This is a genomic window from Nocardia sp. NPDC020380 (assembly GCF_044386975.1).
GTDB lineage: Bacteria > Actinomycetota > Actinomycetes > Mycobacteriales > Mycobacteriaceae > Nocardia.
Genome location: NZ_JBIRVQ010000002.1, coordinates 441,715 through 464,493, shown reverse-complemented (window position 1 = coordinate 464,493; position 22,779 = coordinate 441,715). Strand labels below are relative to the sequence as shown.

General features: G+C 67.7%; 28 protein-coding genes. 9 read left to right on the top strand and 19 right to left on the bottom strand.

Annotated elements, in window-relative coordinates; all coding sequences use genetic code 11:
* Positions 1 to 95: 95 nt before the first annotated feature.
* The gene (locus ACH438_RS05770) at positions 96 to 470 is read left to right on the top strand and encodes a VOC family protein (RefSeq protein WP_397001628.1); all 375 of its coding nucleotides are present in this window, start codon (positions 96 to 98) and stop codon (positions 468 to 470) included.
* Here ACH438_RS05770 and ACH438_RS05765 read toward each other — a convergent pair whose 3' ends face one another.
* The 5 genes from ACH438_RS05765 to ACH438_RS05745 form a co-directional block, all read right to left on the bottom strand.
* Entirely contained in the window at positions 471 to 1,094 is a 624-nt protein-coding gene (locus ACH438_RS05765) for a DUF4232 domain-containing protein (RefSeq protein WP_397001626.1), read from the bottom strand.
* A 22-nt stretch (positions 1,095 to 1,116) separates the two neighbouring features.
* Positions 1,117 to 1,869: an SDR family oxidoreductase gene (locus ACH438_RS05760; protein ID WP_397001624.1), complete on the bottom strand. Its 753-nt coding sequence runs from the start codon at positions 1,867 to 1,869 to the stop codon at positions 1,117 to 1,119.
* Between the two features lie 55 nt (positions 1,870 to 1,924).
* The gene (locus tag ACH438_RS05755; protein WP_397001622.1) at positions 1,925 to 2,470 is read right to left on the bottom strand and encodes a Clp protease N-terminal domain-containing protein; all 546 of its coding nucleotides are present in this window, start codon (positions 2,468 to 2,470) and stop codon (positions 1,925 to 1,927) included.
* Between the two features lie 3 nt (positions 2,471 to 2,473).
* Entirely contained in the window at positions 2,474 to 2,704 is a 231-nt protein-coding gene (locus tag ACH438_RS05750) for a helix-turn-helix domain-containing protein (RefSeq protein WP_397002306.1), read from the bottom strand.
* Between the two features lie 123 nt (positions 2,705 to 2,827).
* A complete protein-coding gene (locus ACH438_RS05745) occupies positions 2,828 to 3,208 on the bottom strand; it encodes a cyclophilin-like fold protein (protein ID WP_397001620.1) in 381 nt (126 codons plus the stop codon).
* Positions 3,209 to 3,456: 248 nt separating this feature from the next.
* Between ACH438_RS05745 and ACH438_RS05740 the strand changes: the two genes are divergently transcribed.
* The gene (locus ACH438_RS05740) at positions 3,457 to 5,217 is read left to right on the top strand and encodes a cutinase family protein (protein WP_397001618.1); all 1,761 of its coding nucleotides are present in this window, start codon (positions 3,457 to 3,459) and stop codon (positions 5,215 to 5,217) included.
* Between the two features lie 87 nt (positions 5,218 to 5,304).
* Here ACH438_RS05740 and ACH438_RS05735 read toward each other — a convergent pair whose 3' ends face one another.
* The 10 genes from ACH438_RS05735 to ltrA all read right to left on the bottom strand — a co-directional run bounded on the left by ACH438_RS05735 (position 5,305) and on the right by ltrA (position 13,857).
* On the bottom strand, positions 5,305 to 5,946 hold the full coding sequence (locus ACH438_RS05735) for a YcnI family protein (RefSeq protein ID WP_397001616.1): 642 nt from the start codon (positions 5,944 to 5,946) through the stop codon (positions 5,305 to 5,307).
* A 78-nt stretch (positions 5,947 to 6,024) separates the two neighbouring features.
* On the bottom strand, positions 6,025 to 6,729 hold the full coding sequence (locus ACH438_RS05730) for a hypothetical protein (RefSeq protein WP_397001614.1): 705 nt from the start codon (positions 6,727 to 6,729) through the stop codon (positions 6,025 to 6,027).
* A 65-nt stretch (positions 6,730 to 6,794) separates the two neighbouring features.
* On the bottom strand, positions 6,795 to 7,217 hold the full coding sequence (locus ACH438_RS05725; protein WP_397001612.1) for a copper resistance protein CopC: 423 nt from the start codon (positions 7,215 to 7,217) through the stop codon (positions 6,795 to 6,797).
* A gap of 159 nt (positions 7,218 to 7,376) precedes the next feature.
* Entirely contained in the window at positions 7,377 to 8,000 is a 624-nt protein-coding gene (locus ACH438_RS05720) for a hypothetical protein (RefSeq protein WP_397001610.1), read from the bottom strand.
* A gap of 161 nt (positions 8,001 to 8,161) precedes the next feature.
* The gene (locus ACH438_RS05715; protein ID WP_397001608.1) at positions 8,162 to 8,818 is read right to left on the bottom strand and encodes a response regulator; all 657 of its coding nucleotides are present in this window, start codon (positions 8,816 to 8,818) and stop codon (positions 8,162 to 8,164) included.
* On the bottom strand, positions 8,785 to 9,903 hold the full coding sequence (locus ACH438_RS05710) for a sensor histidine kinase (RefSeq protein WP_397001606.1): 1,119 nt from the start codon (positions 9,901 to 9,903) through the stop codon (positions 8,785 to 8,787). The genes ACH438_RS05715 and ACH438_RS05710 overlap by 34 nt, the downstream gene beginning before the upstream one ends.
* 5 nt (positions 9,904 to 9,908) lie before the next feature.
* A complete protein-coding gene (locus ACH438_RS05705; RefSeq protein ID WP_397001604.1) occupies positions 9,909 to 10,397 on the bottom strand; it encodes a hypothetical protein in 489 nt (162 codons plus the stop codon).
* A gap of 117 nt (positions 10,398 to 10,514) precedes the next feature.
* On the bottom strand, positions 10,515 to 11,294 hold the full coding sequence (locus tag ACH438_RS05700; protein WP_397001602.1) for an enoyl-CoA hydratase-related protein: 780 nt from the start codon (positions 11,292 to 11,294) through the stop codon (positions 10,515 to 10,517).
* Between the two features lie 13 nt (positions 11,295 to 11,307).
* Positions 11,308 to 12,195: a LysR family transcriptional regulator gene (locus tag ACH438_RS05695; RefSeq protein WP_397001600.1), complete on the bottom strand. Its 888-nt coding sequence runs from the start codon at positions 12,193 to 12,195 to the stop codon at positions 11,308 to 11,310.
* Between the two features lie 264 nt (positions 12,196 to 12,459).
* The gene (ltrA, locus tag ACH438_RS05690) at positions 12,460 to 13,857 is read right to left on the bottom strand and encodes a group II intron reverse transcriptase/maturase (protein ID WP_397001598.1); all 1,398 of its coding nucleotides are present in this window, start codon (positions 13,855 to 13,857) and stop codon (positions 12,460 to 12,462) included.
* Between the two features lie 600 nt (positions 13,858 to 14,457).
* Here ltrA and ACH438_RS05685 point away from each other — a divergent pair.
* Positions 14,458 to 15,174, top strand: coding sequence for an SDR family oxidoreductase (locus ACH438_RS05685; RefSeq protein ID WP_397001596.1), 717 nt, complete (start codon positions 14,458 to 14,460; stop codon positions 15,172 to 15,174).
* 3 nt (positions 15,175 to 15,177) lie between these two features.
* Here the strand turns inward: ACH438_RS05685 and ACH438_RS05680 are convergent, their stop codons facing one another.
* Complete coding sequence (locus ACH438_RS05680; RefSeq protein ID WP_397001594.1) at positions 15,178 to 16,317, bottom strand: DUF5685 family protein; 1,140 nt, start codon at positions 16,315 to 16,317, stop codon at positions 15,178 to 15,180.
* Between the two features lie 85 nt (positions 16,318 to 16,402).
* Here ACH438_RS05680 and ACH438_RS05675 point away from each other — a divergent pair, with 85 nt between their 5' ends.
* Complete coding sequence (locus tag ACH438_RS05675; protein ID WP_397001592.1) at positions 16,403 to 16,564, top strand: hypothetical protein; 162 nt, start codon at positions 16,403 to 16,405, stop codon at positions 16,562 to 16,564.
* 24 nt (positions 16,565 to 16,588) lie between these two features.
* On the opposite strand, the gene ACH438_RS05670 is transcribed toward ACH438_RS05675, so the two are convergent.
* The gene (locus ACH438_RS05670; RefSeq protein WP_397001590.1) at positions 16,589 to 17,782 is read right to left on the bottom strand and encodes a citrate synthase; all 1,194 of its coding nucleotides are present in this window, start codon (positions 17,780 to 17,782) and stop codon (positions 16,589 to 16,591) included.
* A gap of 88 nt (positions 17,783 to 17,870) precedes the next feature.
* On the opposite strand from ACH438_RS05670, the gene ACH438_RS05665 reads away from it, so the two are divergent.
* The 5 genes from ACH438_RS05665 to ACH438_RS05645 all read left to right on the top strand — a co-directional run bounded on the left by ACH438_RS05665 (position 17,871) and on the right by ACH438_RS05645 (position 21,306).
* Complete coding sequence (locus ACH438_RS05665; RefSeq protein WP_397001588.1) at positions 17,871 to 19,034, top strand: citrate/2-methylcitrate synthase; 1,164 nt, start codon at positions 17,871 to 17,873, stop codon at positions 19,032 to 19,034.
* Positions 19,035 to 19,147: 113 nt separating this feature from the next.
* Complete coding sequence (locus tag ACH438_RS05660) at positions 19,148 to 20,371, top strand: cytochrome P450 (RefSeq protein WP_397001586.1); 1,224 nt, start codon at positions 19,148 to 19,150, stop codon at positions 20,369 to 20,371.
* Between the two features lie 59 nt (positions 20,372 to 20,430).
* Positions 20,431 to 20,649, top strand: a complete 219-nt coding sequence (locus ACH438_RS05655) for a ribbon-helix-helix protein, CopG family (protein WP_397001584.1) — start codon at positions 20,431 to 20,433, stop codon at positions 20,647 to 20,649.
* Positions 20,640 to 21,059, top strand: a complete 420-nt coding sequence (locus ACH438_RS05650) for a PIN domain nuclease (RefSeq protein WP_397001582.1) — start codon at positions 20,640 to 20,642, stop codon at positions 21,057 to 21,059. The genes ACH438_RS05655 and ACH438_RS05650 overlap by 10 nt, the downstream gene beginning before the upstream one ends.
* A gap of 106 nt (positions 21,060 to 21,165) precedes the next feature.
* Positions 21,166 to 21,306, top strand: coding sequence for a hypothetical protein (locus ACH438_RS05645; RefSeq protein ID WP_397001580.1), 141 nt, complete (start codon positions 21,166 to 21,168; stop codon positions 21,304 to 21,306).
* Here the strand turns inward: ACH438_RS05645 and ACH438_RS05640 are convergent.
* Both ACH438_RS05640 and tpiA read right to left on the bottom strand, forming a co-directional pair.
* The gene (locus tag ACH438_RS05640) at positions 21,298 to 21,864 is read right to left on the bottom strand and encodes a hypothetical protein (RefSeq protein ID WP_397001578.1); all 567 of its coding nucleotides are present in this window, start codon (positions 21,862 to 21,864) and stop codon (positions 21,298 to 21,300) included. The two genes, ACH438_RS05645 and ACH438_RS05640, sit on opposite strands and share 9 nt — an antisense overlap.
* 129 nt (positions 21,865 to 21,993) lie before the next feature.
* Entirely contained in the window at positions 21,994 to 22,779 is a 786-nt protein-coding gene (gene tpiA, locus ACH438_RS05635) for a triose-phosphate isomerase (RefSeq protein WP_397001577.1), read from the bottom strand.

The following is a 22,779-nucleotide window of genomic DNA, read 5'->3' as shown; positions in this document are numbered from 1 at the left end:
TTGGTGACCCGGCGCTGCACTGAGCGCCGCACGTGCACCGCCTCCGGCCTGATTGACCACCAGCAAGAAGGATCAATCGAGCCGAGGAGGCATTCATGACCGCACGTTTCAATCACACCATTATTGCCGCGAAGGACCGCACCGAGTCGGCCGCGTTCTTCCGCGACATCTTCGAACTGGACGAAGCCCCGTCGTGGGGTGTGTTCGCCAATCTGCTCTGCGAGGACGGGGTGCTGCTGCAGTTCGCGGAACCGCCCGTGGAGATCCAGATGCAGCACTACGCGTTCCTGGTCGACGACGAACTGTTCGATCGGGCCTACGCGCGACTGGTCGACCGCGAGATCGAGCACGCCGCCGACCCGTTCTTCCAGCGGATCGGGCAGATCAACTCCGAGCACGACGGCCGGGGCGTCTACTTCCGGGATCCGGCCGGGCACGGGATCGAGATGATCACCCGGCCGTATCTGTGATCAGTTGCCCTGGACGCCTACGGGATACACGTAGGGACGCAGGTGGGTCGAGCCGAAGAGGTCCTGCACCTGCTGCCCGGGCCAGGGCCACGGAAAACTGACCGTGTCGGTGGTATTCGGCGGCGTCACCAGCAGCCGGTCGGGATCGACGGTGAGCGAGGTGCTGTTCTTGTCGGGGTGGTCCGGATCGTAGATGCCCAGGCCGCCACTGGTTTTCGCCGACACGGTCTGTCCGGGGGCAACGGTCACCTCGATGGGCGGCTTGAAGGTCTCGCGATCGAAGTTATCGGTGCCCCCGTCCTTGGCGACCACCGCGATGCCCGGGAATCCCTGGAGTGTGCAGGATGCGGCGGACACATTGGTGAAGTCGATTTCGGCGACCACCGTTGCCGGAGCGGGCTTGTCCCCCCAGCCCGGAATGGTCACCTTCAGATCGGCGCCCGCGCACTGGCCGAGCGCCGCGGTGGATGTCGACGGCGCGGCACTGGCCGAAGCATTCGCCGAGGTGCTCGCGACAGGTGCGGTCGTGGTCGGCGACGCCGTCGTGCTCGACGTGCTGGAACAGGCGGCCGATGCCACAACGGCACAGGCCAGGACGAGCGGCAGCGCAGCCGACCTTCGCATACGGAACATTCCGGATCCCCCTTCAGCCACGGCCGATGTAAGGCATGGCATTCGCCATGATCGTAAGGAACGGCACATTGGTGCTCAGCGGCAGCTCGATGGTCTGCACCACGAGCCGCGCCACATCGTCGGCCGCGATGGTGGGCTCGGGCCGGATGGTTCCGTCGGCCTGCAGTGACCCGCTGGCGATGCCGGCGGTGAGTTCGGTTGCGGCATTGCCGATATCGATCTGCCCGGCCGCGATGTCATGGGCACGGCCTTCCAGGGACAGCGACTTGGTCAGCCCGGTGATGGCGTGCTTGCTCGCGGCGTAGGCGACCGTGTCGGGCCGCGGCACATGCGCGGACAGCGAACCGTTGTTGATGATCCGGCCACCGCGCGGGTCCTGCTGCTTCATCACCCGGAAGGCCGCCTGCGCGCACAGGAAGGCGCCGGTGAGATTGGTGTCGATCACGCGCCGCCAATCCGCCACGGGCACTTCGTCTATGGGCAGGGTGGGCCCGAAGATGCCCGCGTTGTTGACCAGTACGTCGAGCCGTCCCCACCGCTCGACGACCTGCGCGAACAGCGCCTGCACGGCGTCGGGGTCGGCGACATCGGCGGGGACGGGCACGATGCTCCCCGGCCCGGCTGCTGCGGCGACGGTCTCGTCGAGGGTCGCGGCGGTGCGCCCGACGGCCACCACCCGGTGACCGGCCGCGCTGAGTGCGACAGCGATGGCGCGGCCGATACCGGAACCGGCGCCCGTGACGAGAACGATCTTGGAAGTGGACACGACCCGAGGGTAATGGTTCACCCCATCGACCCCCGGGCCGCCGGGCGCATCCGGATCAGGAAGCCCGCCGGGCCAGCCGATCGAGCGTCGCCGAGCGCAGGGCCGCGGTGTCCACGCCGAGCGCGGCGAGGGTCTGCGCGGCAATCGAATCCGGATCGGCGTCGAGCAGTCCGAGCAGGATGTGCCCGGTGTCGATGCGCTCGTCGCCGAGTTCCAGCGACTCGCGCAGGGACTCCGCCAGCAACTGCTTCCCCTGCACGGTGAATGCCGGTCGGGGGTAAAGGAATACGCCGCGGCCGAAGCTGTCGTCCGCGCGCCGCTGGATCTCGGTGACGTCGATCCCGATCGAGGAGAGTGCGTCGATCGCCACCTGTCCCCCGGTCCTGGAAACTCCGGCCGCCTCGGACTGCCGGATGACTTCGGCCCGGACGAGGCCGAGTTCGGCGCCCTGGGCGTCGAGCACTTCCCCGGCGGCTCCGGAGGTGGCGGCCAGTCCGAGCAGGAAGTGCTCGGTGCCGATGAAGTCGTTGCGCATCGAGATCGCGGCGTCCTGCGCGACCCTGATGACCTGTTTGGACTGTTCGGTGAGTCTTTCGAACATCGGCTATTTCTCCTTACCGGTGACCTGCCGTCGTCCCGCGTGTTTTTCGTGCACGGTCTGCTTGCTGACCTGCAGCGTGTCCGCAATCCGCTGCCAACTCCAGCCCTGCTCGCGGGCATTGTCCACATGCACGCGTTCGAGTTCGGCCAGCAGCCGGCGGAGTGCGACCACGGCCTGCAGGCCGATTTCGGGGTCTTTGCTGGTGACCTGTCCGGCCAGCACGTCGGGCGGCATCGCGTCTGCGTCATCCACATTGTCAGGATATCCTGACGGCAAGGGCGGGTCAAGAAAACCTGACGCACGGCGATCGGTGCGCCAGGAGTCTTGCGAATCCGGTTCGGCCGGTATCGGTTTCGGCTAGGCGAGCTCGACGCGGATCGGGTCACCGTCGCGGACGGTGGCCAGCAGGCGCGGGTCGCCGTCGATGCGGCCGAGCAGGTTGCAGGGGCTGGCGAGGCGGCATTCGTCGCCACGGGAGAGCGGGGTCGGGCCGAACGGCAGGGCCAGGGCGTCACCGTCGGTCCAGAAGGCGACCGTGCCCGCGTCCACGACCTGCTGGGCGTCCGGCTCACGCGCGACGCTGACGCCGGTGCCGAAGTACACCTCGTCACCCCAGGTGTTCGCGGTCGCGGCGAGCGGGAGCGCGGCAGAAAGGGCCTTTACCGTGGGCGTATCCCCCAGGGTGGCGGTCAGCTGACCGGCCGGCCAGAGGATGCGGATGCGGGTCTCGTTCGACATGCGCACATTCAACAATATGTTGAAATCGCCGGGAAGGGTTCCAACCTACGAACCCCCGCCCGCACCGCGCCCGCCGCACTGTCGGCTCCTCCGAAACCGGCCGCGGCGAGACCCGCGTCACTGTGTTCAATTGCGAATCATTTGCGTCCGTAACACTTTGCGGACTCGGGACGACGTCCCTTCTGAACATGCCCCTTCGGGGTGGGGCCGTCCGTTCGCATATCGTTTGTTGGAATGGGGATTTGGGCATGGCTTTTGGCGATTACTTCGCGCGACACAGGATTGCGACGGCAGCAGCGGCGCCTGCCGTCATGGGCATTGCCGCAATAGTTGCCGCGTCGTGGACACTGACTGCTACCACCTCGAAGACGGCCGATCCGCAGTTGACGGCCTCGGTCACGGAATGCCATGACATGGTGACGATTTCGGTCGCCGGACGCAATGATTCGCCGCAGGCGGGGACGACGAAACTGCTGGTGGACGCCAATGGCAACGAGTTGCCCGCGGCGCAGGCCGACGATTACCACAGCCAGTGGGTCGACCCCGTGGTCAATGCCCCGAATGGCGCGGTGAATCCGGGTTCGTACTCCGCGGTCTATATTTCCTATCCGGCGAATCTGTCCACCTACGAGGACGCGGTCAACACCGGTGTCGCCAATACCGAGAAGGTCATGGAGCAGATCTCCGCGGCCTGCCCGAACACCAAGTACTCGATTGTCGGCTACAGCGAAGGCTCCGATGTGGTGCGCCGGGTCGCCATGCAGATCGGTAATCAACAAGCCGGTCAGAACGGCAAATACGGCATTGTCGACCCGAATACCGTGCTCGGCGTGGTCATTCTCGCCGACTCGGGCCGCTCGGCCGGCGAGGGGCCGTTCCCGGGTGCGAAGGACCCGTTCAGCAATCCGGACGGCTACGACGTGAAGTACCAGAACGGCACCACGGCGATCCCCGGCCAGGGCGCGCTGCCGGGCAATGCGGGCGGCTTCGGCGCATTGAACGGCAAGATCGCCTCGTTCTGCTCCGACGGTGACCTGACCTGTGCTGCGCCGCAGAACATTTCGCTGCTGCAGCTGGCGGTCAACGTGGGCCGGCAGGTCAATGCGGACGCCCTGCAGAACGACGGGCTCAACCCCACCACCGGGATGGATGTCGCGGTGGCGCTGGGCCGGATCACCATGGCCGCCTTCGCCGATATCGCCGCCCAGCCCAACTGGATGGCGAGCAACGAGACGTTCCTGCAAGTGCTGCTGAAGGTTTCGGACCCGAACTACAAGCCGGGCTCGGACCAGCCGGCGCCCGCACCCGCGAGTTCCATTCAGGCCACCTCGCTCTCGCCGCTGGCGTTCCTGCCGCAGAAGGTGTTCAACGAGGTCGTCGGGCTCATCGTGACGAACCAGAACACCATCCCGGTGCTCCTGAACGACCCGTACAACCTGACCCTGGGACCGAACGGCACCGGCCACCACTTCGACTACTGGCGTGACTCGGACCCGAACAACGGCAAGCCGCTGACCTCCGCCGAATACGCGGCCGCCTGGCTCACCCAGCTGGCCAAGCAGGCGCAGGCCGGCATCACCACCACGACCACCACCACGCCCGCGCCGAATGTCGAGCGTGCGGCGCTGAAGGACGCGCCGGCCACCACCACCACAGACCCGAGCAAGACCACCACGACGACGCCGACCACGACCACCACCACGAATCCGAGCACCACCACCAAGCCGGGCACGACCACCACGAAACCCGGTACCGGAAACGATCCGAAGGACGTGGCCTCCGTCGTCCCGCAGCCCACGACCACCACGGTAACCACCACACCGACCACGACGACCACGACGACCCAGGTCCCCGCGCCCACCACCACGGTGCCGACGACCGCAGATCCGACCACCACCACGACCGACCCCACCACCACGGTGGCGCCGACCACGACCACCGCACCGACCACAACCACCACCACACCGACCACGACGGTGGCGCCGACCACCACCGCAAAGGCGAACTGACTCCGCTACAACGGATTCAGCTCGACGCCGGCGGATACGGGAACTGCCCTCCCGGATCCGCCGGCGTTCTTTTGATCCGACGCCGCTTCAGCCGCGGCGCCGGGCCACCGCCACCGCACCGGCGGCGCCGCCGAGTGCGCCGACCGCCAGCGCGATACCGATCCCGCCGAGCCAGCGCGCGGTGCCGTCGTGATCGGCCGGCGCGGCGGCGGCCGGGTGCTCATCCGAGCCCTTGGCCGCCAATTCCAGTGCGGGAACGGGACGTTCGGGCTCGGTGCCGTCCTTGTTGTCCGGCATATCCCACTTCACGACCTCGCCGTCCGAGTAGGTCTGGGTGGCCGGGAAGGTCAGGCGATCCTGATCGGGCAGATCGTCGGCGAAGACCTGGAACTGCTGGAACTGCCCCGGCGCGATACCCGCACCAGGATCGGCGGTCCAGGTGATGCCGGTGATCTTGCCGCCGGAGTCCTTGGCGATGACCGCCTTCCAGCCCGGAATCGGCTGGGTGTCGACGGCGAGCAGGCCCGGGAACTGCACGCTCAGCACGGTGGTCAGCGCATTGTCGCCGGATTCGTTGGGGACGCGGAAGGTGAGCACGGCATCGCCGGACTGCGTCGCGCCGGGCGACGAGACGGAGACGTGCGCGGAGGCGACGCCCGCGCCGGCGAACAGGGCGGTGGCGCCGAGGGCGGCGGTGGCGAGAACACGGGACAGGGGTGCGAGTGCCATTTCGGGAAATCCGTTCGGGTATGGCCGGATTCGCGGGAGCCCGGGTGCCCGCCGCAGCGGGACACCCGGGCGCGCGGATCAGTTCTGGCTGGTCGTCAGGGTGTTGTACATCTGGATGGCGCTGATCACGGTCACCGGAATACCGACGGCGAGCGTGCCGATGGCGGTACCGAGGCCCGCGCCGACACCGGCGCCCGCAATGCACCCGCCGGGCGCGCCGACCAGGAAGGCCGGCGGCATCAGCGTGGTGCCGACCACCGCGCCGGCCACACAGCCGCCGGCCAGGCCGATGGCCGCGCCGATCATGCCGCCGACCGCGGTGGCCAGGCCGATCTGGGTGCCGGCCACGCTCATGGCGTCATTGAAGTCGTCCTGCGAGAAGATCGGCTTCAGCTCCGGCGTGGTGGCGGCGACGGCCTGCGCCGGATCGGTGCCCGGGGTGAGCGTGAGGGTGTGGCCGTCGGCGTCGAGCTGGGCGGCGATCGGCCAGTCCTGCTTGTCCCGCCGGTAGGTCAGCGGCATGCCGAAGGCCAGGTTGCCATTGCCGTCCAGGATCTCGAACTGGTTGCCGCGCACGTTGATCCGGCCGCCGTCGGTGCGCAGCACGACGGAGTGATCGACCACATTGGCGGTGTAGTGGATGCCGGGGGCGACATCCGTGCTGACCGTCGCGCCGGGCCGCTGGGCATTGTCCGGGACGTCCGCGGACGCGGTGCCACCGGCGATGGTGAGCGCGGCGATCGCGAGCGAGGCGGTGGCGGCGACGGTGTTCATGGTCTTCATCGGGAGGTATGTCCTTCCTCGCGAACGGCCGGTTCGCGAGCTGAAAAGTATTGGGGGAAAGAGAATTACTGCTGCGGCGGGGCGCCGGGGCCGGGCTGCGTCAGCGTGAAACTGCGCGTGCCCTCGATGCGGTGCCCGTCCTTCGACGTCACCGTGAACTGGGTGGTGTACACCCCGGCCGGGCCCAGCGGCGCCAGATCCAGGCAGTGCGTGCGGCCGTCGATGTGCAGGCCGCCCTGCGACCAGACCTTGCCGTCCGGACCGGTCACGTTCATGACGGGGTCTTCGACCTTCTCGTTGAAGGTGACGCAGACCTGCGGCGGTCCCGCCGGCAGCACCGCGCCGTCGGCCGGTTCGGCATGCGTGACATAGGAATGCGCGTCGGCCACACCGGCGCCCAGTACCGTCGCCGCGATAGCGGCTCCGGCCAGCACGGTGAGCATCGGGCGCACGGCGCGACGGGGCCGCGAGTATCTATTGCTCGGCAAAACATTTCCTTTTCTGCGCAGCACAAATCAGCGAATTGCCGGAAGGCATTTCGCGTACTGGGCGATTCAGGCAGCGGGCAGCGCAAATCAATTGCCGTACCCGGCCCGGCGTGAAATGAAAAGAAATCGCGGATGCGCGTGAAAGAGGATCCGAACGGATCAGGAGAACGCGATCGCGGACCGGCCGAGCGGTGGGCCGCGTGGGGAAATGGCGCCGGGCAGCACGGAACCCGGGGGCCGGGCGTCGGCGCGGGGAATACGGGCCAGCCGGTCATCGGCCTGCGGTAGCGGCCCGAAATCGGCCAGCAGCGTCCGGACCACCCGCGAGGCCATCGCGTAGACGCGCTCCGCGGCCGCGATGACCAGCGCGCACACCAGTGTCGCGAGGGCATGCACGGCCAGCATGAGCAGTCCGGAACGGCCGGATCCCTCGGCCATGGCATGAGCGGCCATCGCATGACCGTTCATGGCTCGACCGGCCATGTTGTCCATGGTCATCGAATGAGCTTGATGCGCACCGGATGTCACCATCAGGGCGTTGTGCACCAGGAACTGCCCGAGCCCGAGGATCGCGAAAAGCCCGATCCGGCTCCGCCCCGCCGGTGAACCGACCGCCGCCCCGACCACGCCGCTGACCACCAGGACCAGCGCCAGGGCCGTCGAATCCGGTAGCGCCCCTTCACATCCGTGCGCGGCAATCGCCAGCAGGCCACAGAGAATTCCGGCGAGACCGCCCCGAATACGGTCGCGCGACGTGTCACCGACACTGGTGCGCAACATCATCGACGGCAACCTTTACGAACTGCGGGGCGTGGATCGTCGAGAACTATAACGGGTGGATACCGTAATTCCTAAAGCCCGTGCCATTCCCTGAAATCGAAATCACACACCCCCGAATTGCTTCCAACGGGAAGTAATTCGAAGTCTGCCCGCGGCGCCGGTCGTCAGCGCGCCAGACCGGTGCGATGGGCGTACGCAATGGCCTGCCCGCGATCCCGCACATTCAGCTTGGCGAACAGCGAATTGATATGACTCTTCACCGTGCTCACCCCGATGAACAATTCCTTCGCGATCTCGGAGTTGTTGCGGCCCTGCGACATCAGGCGCAGCACATCCAGTTCGCGATCGGTGAGATCGGCCGGCGGCGTCTGCGGCGACTCCAGCGCCGACACCAGGCGGGCGCCCACATCCGCGGCCAGGGTGGTGTGGCCCGAGGCGACCGAGCGGATGGCGGCGGCGATCTCGGCGCGGCCCGCGTCCTTGGTCAGGTAGCCGCGCGCCCCGGCACGCAGCGCGCCCGCGATCGAGGCATCGTCGGCATAGGTGGTCAGCACCAGCACCGCGGTCCCGGGATGGTCGGCCGTGATGGTGGCCGTCGCGGTCACCCCGTCGGTGCCGGGCATGCGCAGATCCATCAGCACCACCCGCGGCGACAGCCGCCGCACCAGGTCCACGGCCTCCGCGCCGTCCCGGGCTTCCCCCACCACTTCCACATCCGGCAGCAGGGACAGCACGGTACTCAGCCCGTCGCGGACCGTGGTCTGGTCGTCGGCCACCACCACCGTGATCACCTGCGCGGCACCCGGATCCGCACTGTCCACTGATCGCCCTCTCTTCCGGCCTCCGCCGTACCGGCCACCGCCGCCAGGCGTTCCCGCATACCCAGTAGTCCCGCACCCACACCGGAGGCGGCGAGCGACCCCAGCCGGGTCGTCATCGGATTCGACACCAGCACTTCGAGTTCCTCGCCCGCACCCCGCAAGGCGAGCGTAACCGGTTGCCCGGGAGCGTGTTTACGGGCGTTGGTCAGCGATTCCTGAATGGCCCGCGCGACGGCGATGGTCGCCTGCTCGTTGGTGAGCCGCGGGTCGGTCTCGACCTGCAGCAGCAATTGCCCACCGGCGCCGCGATGCTCCTCGGCCAGACGCCGCAGTTCGGTGGGCAGATCGAAGACTTCGGAGCGCAGCGTGCCCACCACGCGGCGGGCGTCCTCCAGACCCGAGACCGCCAGGCGGTGCGAGGCGCGCACCCGTTCGGCGGCGCGGTCCACCTCCCCCGCTTCCAGCAGCGCGTCCGCGGCGTCCAGCTGCATGACCAGTCCGCCCAGCGTGTGGGCCAGCACATCGTGCATATCGCGGGCGATGCGGCCGCGCTCGGCGAGGGCAGCGGCCCGGTCGCGTTCGGTGCGGATCACCCGATTCTGTTCCACCAGCAGGCGATTCTGCTCGGCGGAGATCCGCGCCTGCCGCCGGCTCCAGCCCATGAGCGCCAGCACCGCCACACCCGCCAGCAGACCGAGCAGGCCGGTCACCGACGTACCCGCGATGGCGGCGGATACGCACAGGCCCAGTATCACCGCCAGCGTGAGCAGCCATCCGAACATCCTGGGCTGCCGCAGCTGCGACAGCGCGGCCACCACCGCGACCAGCGCGCTGATCGTCGCACCCGTCTCCTGCGCGGCGGCCACCGAACCGATCGCCATGGCGCACAAGTAGATCCGTTCGAGACCGACCGCGTCCGGCGGGCACAGCACGAAGATCGCCCAGCCCACCCAGATCACCACCGAGACCGCCAGCACCCACGGCCGATGAAAATTCGCCGTGCCCGCCGTAGTGGCGAGCACGACGAAGAAACCGATCAGGCGTAACAGCCGGTTCAGCAGGGTCGGGATGGACGAGTCGGTCATCGGTTTCAGTGTGCCGCAACCATTCGCAGTTCTTCGGAACGCCGGGCCAGGATCAGCGTGCGGCCCGCCCGGTTCAGCGCGATGAAGATCATGATCGCGCCCGCCGAGGTGACCAGCGCACCCGCGTTCAGCACATGCCCGGCCACATCCACGCCGATCCGCACCGCCAGCATGACCAGCCACAGCATCGACCCGGCCACGCCGGTCCGCGCCTCGACCCGGCCCTCGAACTGCCGCACCTGCGACATGGTGCCCATCAGCAGCCCGACCCCGACGGCCAGCACCGCCGACACCACCAGCAGCACGACCGAGATCGGCTGCACGGTCGTGGTGCCCACCGCCGACTTCAGGCTCAGCGCGCCGATGATGCCCAGAATGATCGGCAGCCGCCACAGCCGCGCATGATCGAGGGCCTGCCACTGGGTCTGCCGATACACGACCCACCCGATCACCAGCACCACCAGGACGATCTCGCCCACGTTCTGCATGTTCATGACTGATACAGTCGCGCGAACGGGCCCGCCGACCCACCACCCCGGGGTGGAACCAGGGTGGAATCACACGGTCACAACCTCCACCCGCTTACCGATCGAGCGGACCGGTTACCTGGGTCAGTCCGGCCAGACCGGGTGGCGTTTCTGCAGGAAGGCGGCCATTCCCTCGCGGGCGCCGGGCAATTGGGAGGCGGCGGCCATGACCTCGCGGGCCAGGGTGTAGGCGTCGGCCTCGGGGCGATCGAGCTGGGCGTAGAGGGTGCGTTTGCCGAGGGCCTTGCTGGCCCGGGAGCCGCGGGTGGCACGGGCCAGCAGGTTGGTGACCGCGGTATCGAGGTCGAGATCGGGGACGGCGTAGTTGATCAGGCCCCAGTCGACGGCCGTGCGGGCGTCGACGGGATCGCCGGTGAGGGCGAGCTCCATCAGGCGCTTGCGGCCGATCGAGCGCGCGACCGGCACCGCGGGGGTGTGGCAGAACCAGCCGCCCTTGCCGCCCGGCAGCGCGAAACCGGCCGATTCCGCGGCAATGGCCAGATCGCAGGAGGCGACGAGCTGGCAGCCCGCGGCGGTGGCCAGGCCGTGCACGCGCGCGATCACCACCTGCGGGACCGATTCGATGGTGGTCATCACCTGCTGGCAGCGCACCAGCAGCTCCCGCACCTCGAGCAGGTCCCGGGCCGCCACATCGGCGAAATCGTGGCCGGCGCTGAAAACCGGTCCGGCAGCGGCCAATACGATACCGCTCGCATCGGTCTCGCCCGCGGCGCGGAAGGCGGCCAGCAGTTCGGTCAGATGATCGGCGGACAGCGCATTGCGGCGGTCCGGCCGGTTCATGGTGATGGTGACGGTGTCGCCGTCGCGCTTCACGAGCAGATGCTGATACTCCTCGACGCTCATGGAACCACGGTAGCTACGCCGGCATCTCCGCGGCGGCGAGCTCGGCGAATTCCTCGATGAGCGGGGAGTTCCGGCCCGCCGCCCACGCCAGGCTCACCTGATTGGGCGCGATATCGGGGACTTCGGCGTAGGCGATGTCGGGGCGGGTGTAGAAGGCCTTGACCGACAACGGCAGGAAGATGATCCCGCGGCCCGCCGCGACGTATTCGAGCTTCTCCTCGACACTGCGGAAGGCCGGCACGGGCGGGTGATCGGCGCGCAAACCTCTTGCCGCAGGGGACCATTCGAGTGCCACGTCCCGCCATTCGGGGACGATCTCCGGATCCTGGAGCAGATGTTCGGCGGCGAGGTCCGCGATCCCCACCGTCTGCTTGGCGGCGAGGGGGTGGTCGGCGGCCATGGCGACCACGCGGGGTTCGGTGTACAGCGGCCGTACTTCGAGGCCGCGCGGGTCGATGGGCAGGCGCACCACGCTCACGTCGACGCGGCCGTCGTGCACCACATCGGTCTGGTCGTCCCAGGTGGTGCGGATCGGGTCGATGACGAGACCGGGATGCCGCTCGGCCAGCGCGCGCACCACGCCGGTCACGATCAGGCCGGGCATGAAGCCGACGGTGAAGGTCTCTACGCCGCCGTCCGCGCGAATCACCCTGCGGCGCAAGGCGTCCGCGTTCGCCAGCAATGGCCGCGCGTCGGCCAGCAGCTGCTCGCCCGCGGCCGTGAGGGCGGTGCCGCGCCGGTCGCGCTCGAACAGCCGCACCCCGAATTCGTCCTCCAGCGCACGGATCTGCCGGGACAGCACGGGCTGCGCGATGAACAGCTCTTCGGCGGCGCGGCCGAAGTGCAGATGTTCGGCCACCGCGACGAAGTAGCGCAGCTTGCGCAGATCCACATCGGTCATGATGCCTCCAGGGTATTACAGGGCGCGGAATAGGTCTTGGACGCGGGGACCGCGCGAAAGCCAAGGTGAACAGGCAAGGCCGAAAGGCTTTTCTCCCGGTCGGGTCGGGAACTGGAGTAGCGAATGATCTCTGACGGTAGGACCCAGGGCCTTCGTGCCGCCGGTTTCCCGGTCGGTTGTGCGTCCCCTGATGCCCGTGGTCAGGCAGTCACCTCTCCAGCTCCCGCCGCCTCAAACCGTGCATGCGGTTCTCCCGCACACGGCTTACCTACGCCGTTCACCGCCGGTATTCGGTTTCTCCCGCCAGGGCTTGTTCGCCCTGGGTGCCACGACAGTCCCGGTCAGGTCCACCAGCCCACATCCATCCGGCGAGTGACACATCGCGGTCCAGCCGAAGCCACGGCCGCGTTTGTGCTTCTTACCGATGAACAGGGCAAGTCGCAGACGAGCGTGTGTCTCGATCAATTTGAAGCGGGTAGCGCTGTGACCGTAACGGAAATATCCGGTCCATCCGCGCAGGAACCTGTTGAGGTCTTTCACCACTTCCTCGACCGGCAACAACAACCGGGACCGCCTCGTCAGCTCGGCGATCCGGTCCCGTGCTCGTCGCATCGCCCGATCACTGGGCCAGCGAGCCAGAAACACCACACCGCGCCTACCAGTGACACCCCGCGACCGCACCAGCCGATGATGAAAGCCGAGAAAATCGAAACCCTCTCCGCCCTCGACCAATTCGACGATGCGTGTCTTGGCTTCCTTCGGCGACAAGCCGAGTTCAGCCAACAACTGCCGCAGCCGCGCGAGCGCGGCCTCGGCTTGGTACCGGGATTTACACATCACCAGCAGATCATCAGCGAAACGCACCAGCATCCCGAATGCGCGTGTGTCCCAAGCCCGATCGAGCCGATGCAGGTACACGTTGCACATCAAGGGACTGATCACCCCGCCTTGCGCGGTTCCGGTATCGGAGTGTTCGACCACACCGGCATCCATCACTCCCGCGCGCAGCATCGCTCGCAGCAGTTTGAGCACCGACTGGTCACACACCCGTTCGGAGATCGCTTGCATCAACCCGTCATGCGGTATCGCCGAAAAGCAGTTGGCGATACCGGTTTCCACCACCCACCGGCGGCCCCGGAAACTCTCGTCCATCAGGACCTGCAATCCGTCGTGCTGACTGCGTTTCGGGCGGAACCCGAAACTGCAGTCAGCGAAGTCGGCCTCGAAGATCGGCTCGAGCACGATCTTGACCGCCGCTTGCACGACGCGGTCACGCACCGCGGGAATCGACAGTGGCCGTTGCTCTTTCGTTCCAGGCTTCGGGATGAACACCCGACGCGCCGGCAACGGCCGATAGCGGCCTTCCCGCAGTTCGGTGGCCAGTTCGTCCACGAGCCGGTCCGCGCCGTACTCGTGTTCGATCCAGTCCAGGGTGATCCGGTCGATGCCCGATGCGCCGTTGTTGGCGCGCACCGCGATCCAGCCTCGCCACAGGACGTCTCTGCGCGAGACCTTGTCCCACAGCGCATGGAACCGTCGTCCGGGATCGGCCTTGGCCGTCCGGTAGAGCATGTGTTGCAGGGCACGCACCTTGTCCACCGAAACCCTGCCCACGGCACGGGTTTCAGTAGCGGCGGGACTAGCCAGCTTGAGGGCACTCACCGAGCACTTCTCCTGTCAATCGCATGCATCGACGTAGTAGTGGCCCTTCCCTCACCGGCGGTTATGTTGTCCGCTCGGCTCGATCGGTACTACGGCCACCTCCGACGCCCTTCCGGCTGGCTTCCACTTCCCGGCTCCTCACCGGTTATAGGTCGCCGCACTCCGGCAGCACTGCGCAGTCTGCTGGGCCGGGGAGGGCCTCTCCAGTTCCCGCCGTCACTATCCGAACGTTCCGAGCCCTCTACGCCGGAGAGTCCTTCACGGCTGCTCTTCCAGGGTCTTCACCGCTTCCATGGCCTTCGCCCGTCCTTTCGGGGCTCGGCACTCTCTCGCCCCATCCGTTTCCGGGCAGGTCAGGTAACGACGCGGCAGGCTTCACTTCACGTTACGGACCGTTCGGTTGCACACCCCACACACGAGGGTGCTCGACGCTGGGCTTCGACCCCGCCCGTTTCCAGACGAGACCGCCAGCCTGCTACCGGGCCTCCTGGCAGCTACCCGGACCGGACTTCCACCGGCAAGCGACGACGAGCTTACGAATCAGCCGTCAGTACTTCACATACCAACCACCTTTCCTACTGGACGCACAAAGGAATCCCGATGTCTCTCGCAGGCCAGCAGGTCCTCGTCCTCGGCGGCACCTCCGGAATCGGCCTCGCCGTCGCGCAGGCCGCCGCCGCACAGGGCGCGAAGCTCACCATCGCGTCCAGCCGCCAGGACAGTGTGGACAAGGCTCTCGCGCAACTGCCCGAGGGCGTCACCGGTCGCGCGGTCGATCTCACCGACGGCGACCGGGTACGGGCGCTGTTCGGCGAATTCGGCGCGCTCGACCACCTCGTCTACACCGCGGGCGAACCGCTGCTGCTCGCCCCGCTCGCCGACCTCGACGTGGCGGCGGCGCGAAAGTTCTTCGAACTGCGCTACTTCGGTGCGGTGACGGCCGTGCAGGCCGCGGCGCCGCACCTCACGCCCACCGGGTCCATCACCCTCACCACCGGCACCGCGGGGCCGCGCCCGGTGCCGGGCTCGATCATCACGTCCAGCATGTGCGGTGCGGTCGAGGCGCTCACCCGCGCGCTCGCGGTCGAACTCGCGCCGCTGCGCGTCAATGCGGTGATGCCGGGCGTGGTGCGCTCGCCGCTGTGGAACTTCCCCGAGGAGATGCGGGAGCAGTTCTACGACGACACCGCCGCGGCCACGCCGCTGCAGCGCATCGCCGAGGTGGCGGATGTCGCCCGCGCCTACCTCTACCTGCTGACCCAGCCGCACGCCACCGGAACGATTCTCACCGTCGACGGCGGTGGCGTGCTGAGCTGAGGTTCAGCAGCAGTCGTTGCAGCACTCGTCGGCGCAGCAGCAACCCTCACCGCAGCAGAGGCAGTCATCGCAGCAGTCGCAGCAGGCACAGCACGCCATGCCCTCGCAGAACGGCAGGCAGGAACTGCGGCGACGCTGCGGTGGACCGTAATAGCCGGGCGGCGGGCCGTAACCCTGCGGCGGGCCGTAGTAGCCACCGGGAGGCGGCGGCGGATAACCGCGGCGGCGATCCCAGCGGCTGATCGGGCGCACCGGATTCAGCGTGGTCTGATTGGTGGCGCAGGCGTGGCTACTACCACCGAAGGTGCGCTGCACCGAGCGGCGCAACTCATGGGTGAGCAGTTTGTGGATCAGCCGGCCATCGCTGAATTCGACTTCCTTCAGCGCCAATTCGATGCCCAGCAGGGCGTCGGTGCACAGCCGCTGCGCCTCGGCCGCCTCGGTGCGGGTGATCACCAAGGGATTCCACTTGCCGTGCTCGACGTCGTCGTACAGATCCTCGACGGCGTCCAGGAGATGCGCTATGCGGCCGAACATCCGGCCCACCTCGGACAGCGGCTGCTGATTTCCGGGGCGGCCCGCCACCACGGCGGTATAGCCGAAGGCCGCGGCGGTCGCGGTCTCGGTGGGCTCGGTGATCTCCAGCAGCGGGGTGCTCGGACCGGCCGCCAGCTCCATGGCGGTCTGCCGATCCACCGCGGTCAGCAGCACACCGGTGTCGAAACCGAGTCCCACACCGGAGGATTCGCCCTGTCGCGCCCAGCGTTGCGCGATACGCCGTGCGGCGGGGCGGATTCCGGCGGTCCCGGCCATGCCGTCGCCGTCGTCGATATGGTCACGCACCTTGGCGGCGGCCAGCACCAGCGACACGGTGGCCGCCAATCGCACGGAGTCGCCGGTGGCCACATCGGCGCGCCGCATACCGCGCAGCGGGCAGGGGCCCGCCGCACGCCGGGTGGGTGGCGCGGTCGACTGCGCTTCCACCAGGGCGGACACGACGAGACCGTCGTAATTGGTTGCTATACGGGCGCTTTGACCGTGGTCGTCGCGTAGCGACAGACAGAGTCCGCACAGTTGCGCCAGCCAGGCCCGCCCGAGTTCCTCGCCCAGTCGATGACGACAGGGTCGGATGATGCCGAACACATCAACGAAGGTAACCGCTCCGCGTGAATCCGGCTTGCCGAATGGATGTGGACATCCTGAGGACTAGTGTGGAGGCGTGGGTGTCATGGGCGAACTTTTCGGACCGAAGCTTCTCGACGAGGGCAGTGAGGACAGCGACGGGCAGAAGCACCGTCCGCGCCTCGCCCTCGACCTCGACGCCGGAGTCATCCGGGTGTCTCCCCGGCCGCAGGCCGAAGCGAAGCAGACCGGCGAACAGCAGGACTGAGCGCGCGGGGGTGGTGTAGTCCCCCTACGGCGCAGGAGATTCCGGCGAACGGACCGGGCGGAATCGCATGGGCGGTTCCGCGTACTCCTCCAGCGTGTGCGCGACCCAGCCGATCGTGCGCGCCACGGCGAAGATCGCCTCACCCGCGTCCGGGCGCATCTCGAAGGCGTGCATGAGCGCCGCCAGCGCCAGATCCACACTCGGCACCCCCGCCACCGACGCACCCAGCTGCGCGGTGATCGTGTCGATGGCCTCCAGCGCCGGAGTCGCCGCCGGCACCGAACGCAGCATGGTGAGCAGCAGTTCCGCCCGCGGATCGGACTCGCGATACACCAGATGCCCGAAGCCCGGCAGCTGACTGCCCGTCCGCAGCCGCTCCGAGACCGCGCCGACCGGATCGGTCAGCGCCTCGGTGAGGAATCGGTAGGCGAGAGTGCTTGCCCCACCGTGATATTGACTGTCCAGCGCACCCAACGCCGCCCCGACCGTGCCGTAGGGGTGTACGCGCGCGCTCGCCGCCACCCGGGCGGCGACCGTCGAGATCGCCAGGCCGTGATCGGCCAGCAGGGTCAGCGTCGTATCGAGGATGTGGGTGTGCGCGGGATGGTCGGTGAGCGCGGGCCACAGTCGCTTGGCAAGGGTGCCGGAATCCTGGGGAACCGTATTGACGGCATCGACCTCGACCGCGAGCAGGATCCCCGCGACCCGCAGCACGCCCTGCGGTGACAGGTCGAAACGCAACCGGTCGGTCGACCCCGCGACGGCGACAGCCACTCGCATCCGATCGGTGAGCCGGGCCTCCGGCGGCAGGGCCGCCACCGCCGCGCGCGTGATCGCCAGCATCTCCGGCGGCGCCGTGAATTGTGTCGAGGCGGAGGACAAGTCGCCGGTCCACAGCAGATCGGCCACCGAATCGACCCGATAGGCCGCCACCAGATCGGCGACATTGTGCCCGCGGTAGTACAGCTGATCGTGGTCGAGCAGCGAGATCCCGGAGGTGATGTCCTCGAGCGTGCCGCGCGGCCCGCTCCCGGGCCGGCGGCTGCGCGCGAGCCGCGCCACCTCGTCCTCGCTGAAACGACTACCCCGCCGATCCGACGTCGAGACCTTGGTCAGCAGACCACGGCTGACATAGGCGTAGACCGTCGCGGGCTTGATATCGAGACGCGCCGCGACCTCACCGGTGGTGAGGTAACGTCCGTCACTTTCCTCGGGCATGAGCTGCGCCTTCGTAAGTCATGTTGACTGGATCAATATTGACTGTAGTTGATGAGACTCGCACAGTTCAGTCCAGGAGGTCTGAACAATGACGATCAATACCGAACCCGTCGACGAACTGATCGAGGTGCCTGCCGGACTGCGGCATGTCATCGCCGCCGAGACCCGGCTGGGCGATGTTCGCGGGCGCGAAGGGTTTTATCACTACCGGCAGTACTCGGCCATCGATCTCGCGACCGGGCGCACCTTCGAAGAGGTGTGGTTCCTGATGCTGGAAGGGCGGCTGCCGACGCCTGGCGAACTGGCCGAATTCACGGGGACCATTGCGGGACTGCGGGATCTGCCCGCGGAACTGCTACCGGTCTTGACGGCCGCCGCGACCGCGGGCACTCGATTCCGGCCGATGGCCGGACTGCGCACCGCGCTGTCGATGCTGGCCGAAACGCTGGAGCTGCAACCGCTCTGGGATTCCGGCCCCACCGCCCGGTCGCGTGACGCGTTGCGCATCTGCGCAGTGACGCCGACCATTCTGGCCGCCCTGCATCGGCTGCATCAGGGGCTGGAACCTGTTGCGCCGCAACCGGAGCTGTCCACGACCGCGAACTGGCTGTACATGATCTCGGGCGAGCTGCCGAAACCCGCGGCGGTGCGGGCGATCGAGCAGTATCTGATCGCGACGATCGACCACGGGTTCAATGCCTCCACCTTCACCGCGCGGGTGGTGGCCTCGACCGGGGCCGATATCGCCGCGGCGCTCATCGCCGCCATCGGCGCCTTCACCGGGCCGTTGCACGGCGGTGCGCCCGATCGCGCGCTGGACGGGCTGGACGAGATCGGGACGCCCGATCGGATCGACGACTGGGTGCGGGACAAGATTTCGCGCGGGGACCGGATCATGGGGTTCGGGCATCCGGTCTACCGCACCGACGATCCGCGCTCGCTGCTGTTGCGCGATATCGCCACCGAGATCGGCGGGCCCCTGGTCGATTTCGCGACCACCGTGGAGCGGCGGGTGGTGGAACTGCTGGCCGAACTCAAGCCCGGCCGCACCCTGTACGCGAACGTCGAGTTCTACGCCGGGGTGGTGATGGAGCTGTCCGGCATTCCGCGATCCATGTTCACGCCCACCTTCGCCGTCAGCCGGACCGTCGGCTGGACCGCGAACATTCTGGAGCAGGCGGAGAGCGGCAAGATCATCCGGCCCGCCGCCCGCTACGTCGGGCCGCCCGCGCCGGAACCGCTGCCGCACTGAATCTGCGCTCGTAGCGGGCGGCCGAGCAGCGGAAACGGCGCTGCGCCAAGGGAATCGGTAGCGTGGGTGACGCAGCACCCCGAGCCTGGTCACGCTACCGAAGCGAGAACGAGATGACCGACAGCGCAGCGACGGACCTGGTCGAAGAGGTCGGCGACGATTTCTTCGACGACCCGCACCGGTACTACCGGCGGTGGCGGGAAGGCGGGCCCGTCAAGCACATCCGGATGCCCGACGGCTGGGAATCCTGGGTGGTCCTCGGCTACAACGAGGCCCGGACCGCGCTGACGGACCCGCGCGTGCGCAAGGGAGTCGGCGGGCTGCGGGAGATCGCGGCGCACAAAGGCTATGCGACCAATGCGAGTTCGGATGCCCGGATGCTGGGCGAGCACATGCTCAACAGCGATCCGCCCGACCACACCCGCCTGCGCAAACTCGTCGTGAAGGCGTTCACCCCGCGCCGCACGGCGGAGTTGAAGCCGCGTATCGAGGAACTCACCAACGCCCTGCTCGACGATCTCGAAGGCAAGGGCGAGGTCGACCTGCTGGCCGCCTTCGCCAATCCCCTACCCGTGCAGGTCATCTGCGAACTGCTCGGTATCCCGTTCGAGGACCGCGCCTCGTTCCAATACTGGACCAAGGTCCTGGTAGGCCTGCTGGGCGACCAGCCCGACCGTGAGAAGGCCGCCGCCGAAATGGCCGGCTACCTCCGCGCCCAGATCGCCGCCAAACACGCCCACCCCGGCGACGACCTGCTCTCCGCCCTGGTCCACGCCAGCGAGGACGGCGACGCGCTCACCGAATCCGAAGTGATCGCCATGTCCTTCCTCCTGCTGGTCGCCGGCCACGAAACCACGGTCAACCTGATCGGCAACGGCACCTACAACCTCCTGCGCAACCCCAGCCAACTGGACCTGATCCGCGCCGACCCCGCCACCATCCCCAACGCGATCGAGGAATTCCTCCGCCACGACGGCCCCGTCAGCTGGGCCACCCTCCGTTACACCGCCGAACCGATCCGCCTGGGCCCCACCGAAATCCCAGCCGGCGAATACCTCTTCGTGGCCCTGGGCGCCGCCAACCACGACCCCACCCGCTACCCCCACTCCGACACCCTCGACATCACCGCCGACACCTCGGCCCACATAGCCTTCGGCTACGGCATCCATTACTGCGTAGGCGCCCCCTTGGCCCGCCTGGAAGCAACCACCGCCTTCACCGCCCTCCTGACCCGCTACCCCCACCTCCGCCTGGCGGACCAAGCCTTCACTCCAACCTGGCAAGCCAACCTGGTCCTGCGAGGCCTGGCCGAACTCCCGGTCATCCTCTCCCCTTAGCCGTTCCGCCCAGTCCGTGGGCAATGCCCTGATATCGTTGATATCAGGAGGTGAGGGCTGTGACAGATATCCTGATCCGGGACGTTCCGGATGCTGCGATCGAGGAGATCGATCGGCGTGCCCGGGACTTGGGTGTTTCACGCAGCGAGTTCCTACGACGTTGGCTGAGTAGAGACTTCCGGTCCGCAGTTCCCGTCACGATGACCGATCTGGATCGTCTCGGCCGGCTTGCGCGTGATCTCGAGGATCCTGACGTCATGGGGAAGGCATGGGATTGAATCGTCCATGGTTGATCGACAAATCGGCACTGGTACGTCTCGGCCGATCGCCCGATGCCGCAGCGTGGGCCGAACGCATCGAACGCGGACTCGTACGCATCACGACGGTGACCGTGTTGGAGACGGGCCATTCCGCCCGGTCGGCAAAGGACCTCTCCGATCTCCTCGATCTACCCCCACTTGCGAGCATGCCCTTGGAGTACCTCACCCCCGCGGCCGAGGATCGAGCCGTCGAGGTGCTGCGGGCGCTCGCCGACCAGGGCCACCATCGCGCGCCATCGATCCCCGATTTGTTGATCGCGGCGGTCGCGGAACGCGCGAAACTCGTGGTTCTCCACGCCGACAAGGACTTCGAGCTCATCGCCGAGATCACAGGCCAACCACTCGAGCGGCTCTACTTCGATTCCTGATCGCTCGGAGCAGTTTCCGAATGTCTGGGGAAACTCCTCACTGCGGAACGCCGCGGCCGGGACGCTCGGACTGCTGCTGGCTGCACTGTTCGGACTGTGGGCCGATATGCCCGCGCATCTCGCACCCGCCGTTGCGGGGCTGGCGGTGGGCGGCCTCGTGATGGCGGTGTTCCATGGGCTCGGCGGGGCGTATCGGCTCAATGCCGCGCTGGGTAAGGACAATCCGCCGCGCGGGGTGTCAGCGTAGGGCGCGGGCGAGGACTTCGGCGAAGATGTCGAAGCGACTGACCAGCATGGTGTCGGCGGTGGAGTCGCCTGCGGGCCAGGAGATGTCGATGCCGGCGAGGTCCTCGGGGGTCATTTCGCGGACTATGTCCTCGCCGCGCGGGTCGCCGTAGACGGGGCGGTACGGTTTGGCGTCCTCGCCTATGTAGATGGCCTTGTTCAGGGTGTAGGGACCGTAAGCGCCGGAGATGATCCAGGTCTTGAAGGTGGTCTCGGGGTGGGCGGCGGTGCGCTTGATGAGGTGTTCCGTGCGGCGGGCCTTGGCTTTCGCCGCGTGGTCACGGCACAGGCGCTCGAATTCGGGGTAGCCGCGGCGAGCCTGTTCGAGTTTGCGCGCCCGCTGTTCCGCGATGCGCTGGTCCGAGCGTTGCTTCTCCAGCTGGATGCGGGTCAGGGCGAGGTCGAGGTTGTCGGCGCCGGCGGGGCTGCTCGCGGGATTACCGGCATTGCGCCTGCTGGTCCACCACCAGAGCGCGCCGCCGATCAGCGCGATCCAGAACAACACGTTCAGAACGTCCACGGCACGCCTCCCACGCGCTCCGATATGAAAACACGTTACGCCGCCGAAGGAGGGGTGGGAACCGTTGTGCGAACGTCGAAGGGGCCGGACATCGCGGAGATGTCCGGCCCCTTCGGCGAGTGAAAACCCTTACGGCAGTGGGCCGCCCGCCGCGATCGCGGACAGGGTGGCGAACTCGTCACCCTTCAGGGAAGCGCCACCGACGAGCGCGCCGTCGATATCGGTCTGACCGACCAGTTCGCCGACGTTCTTGGCATTGACCGAGCCGCCGTAGAGCACCCGGACGCCCGCGGCCACCTCGGGATCCGCCAGCTCGGCGAGCTCCTTGCGGATGGCGCCGCAGACCTCCTGCGCGTCCGCGGGGGTCGCCACCTTGCCGGTGCCGATGGCCCAGACCGGCTCGTAGGCGATGACGATCTTGGAGATCTCCTCCGCCGTCAGCCCCTTCAGCGAGTTGCGCAGCTGCTCGAGGTTGTACTCGACGTGCGTCTTGGACTCGCGGACGCCCAGGCCCTCCCCGATGCAGACGATCGGGGTGATGCCGTACTTGAGCGCCTGCTTGGTCTTGTCCAGCACGGTCGCGTCGGTCTCGTTGTGGTACTGCCGGCGCTCGGAGTGCCCGACCACCACGTACGAGCAGTTCAGCTTGGCCAGCATGGACCCGCTGATCTCACCGGTGTAGGCGCCCGAATCGTGCGTCGAGACATCCTGCGCGCCATACGTGATCAGCAGCTTGTCACCCTCGACCAGGGTCTGCACACTGCGTAGGTCGGTGAACGGCGGAATCACCGTGACGTCCACCTTGGCGAAGTACTTCTCCGGCAGTGCGAAGGCGATCTTCTGCACCAGGGCGATGGCCTCGAGGTGATTGAGGTTCATCTTCCAGTTGCCGGCAATCAAAGGCTTACGTGCCAT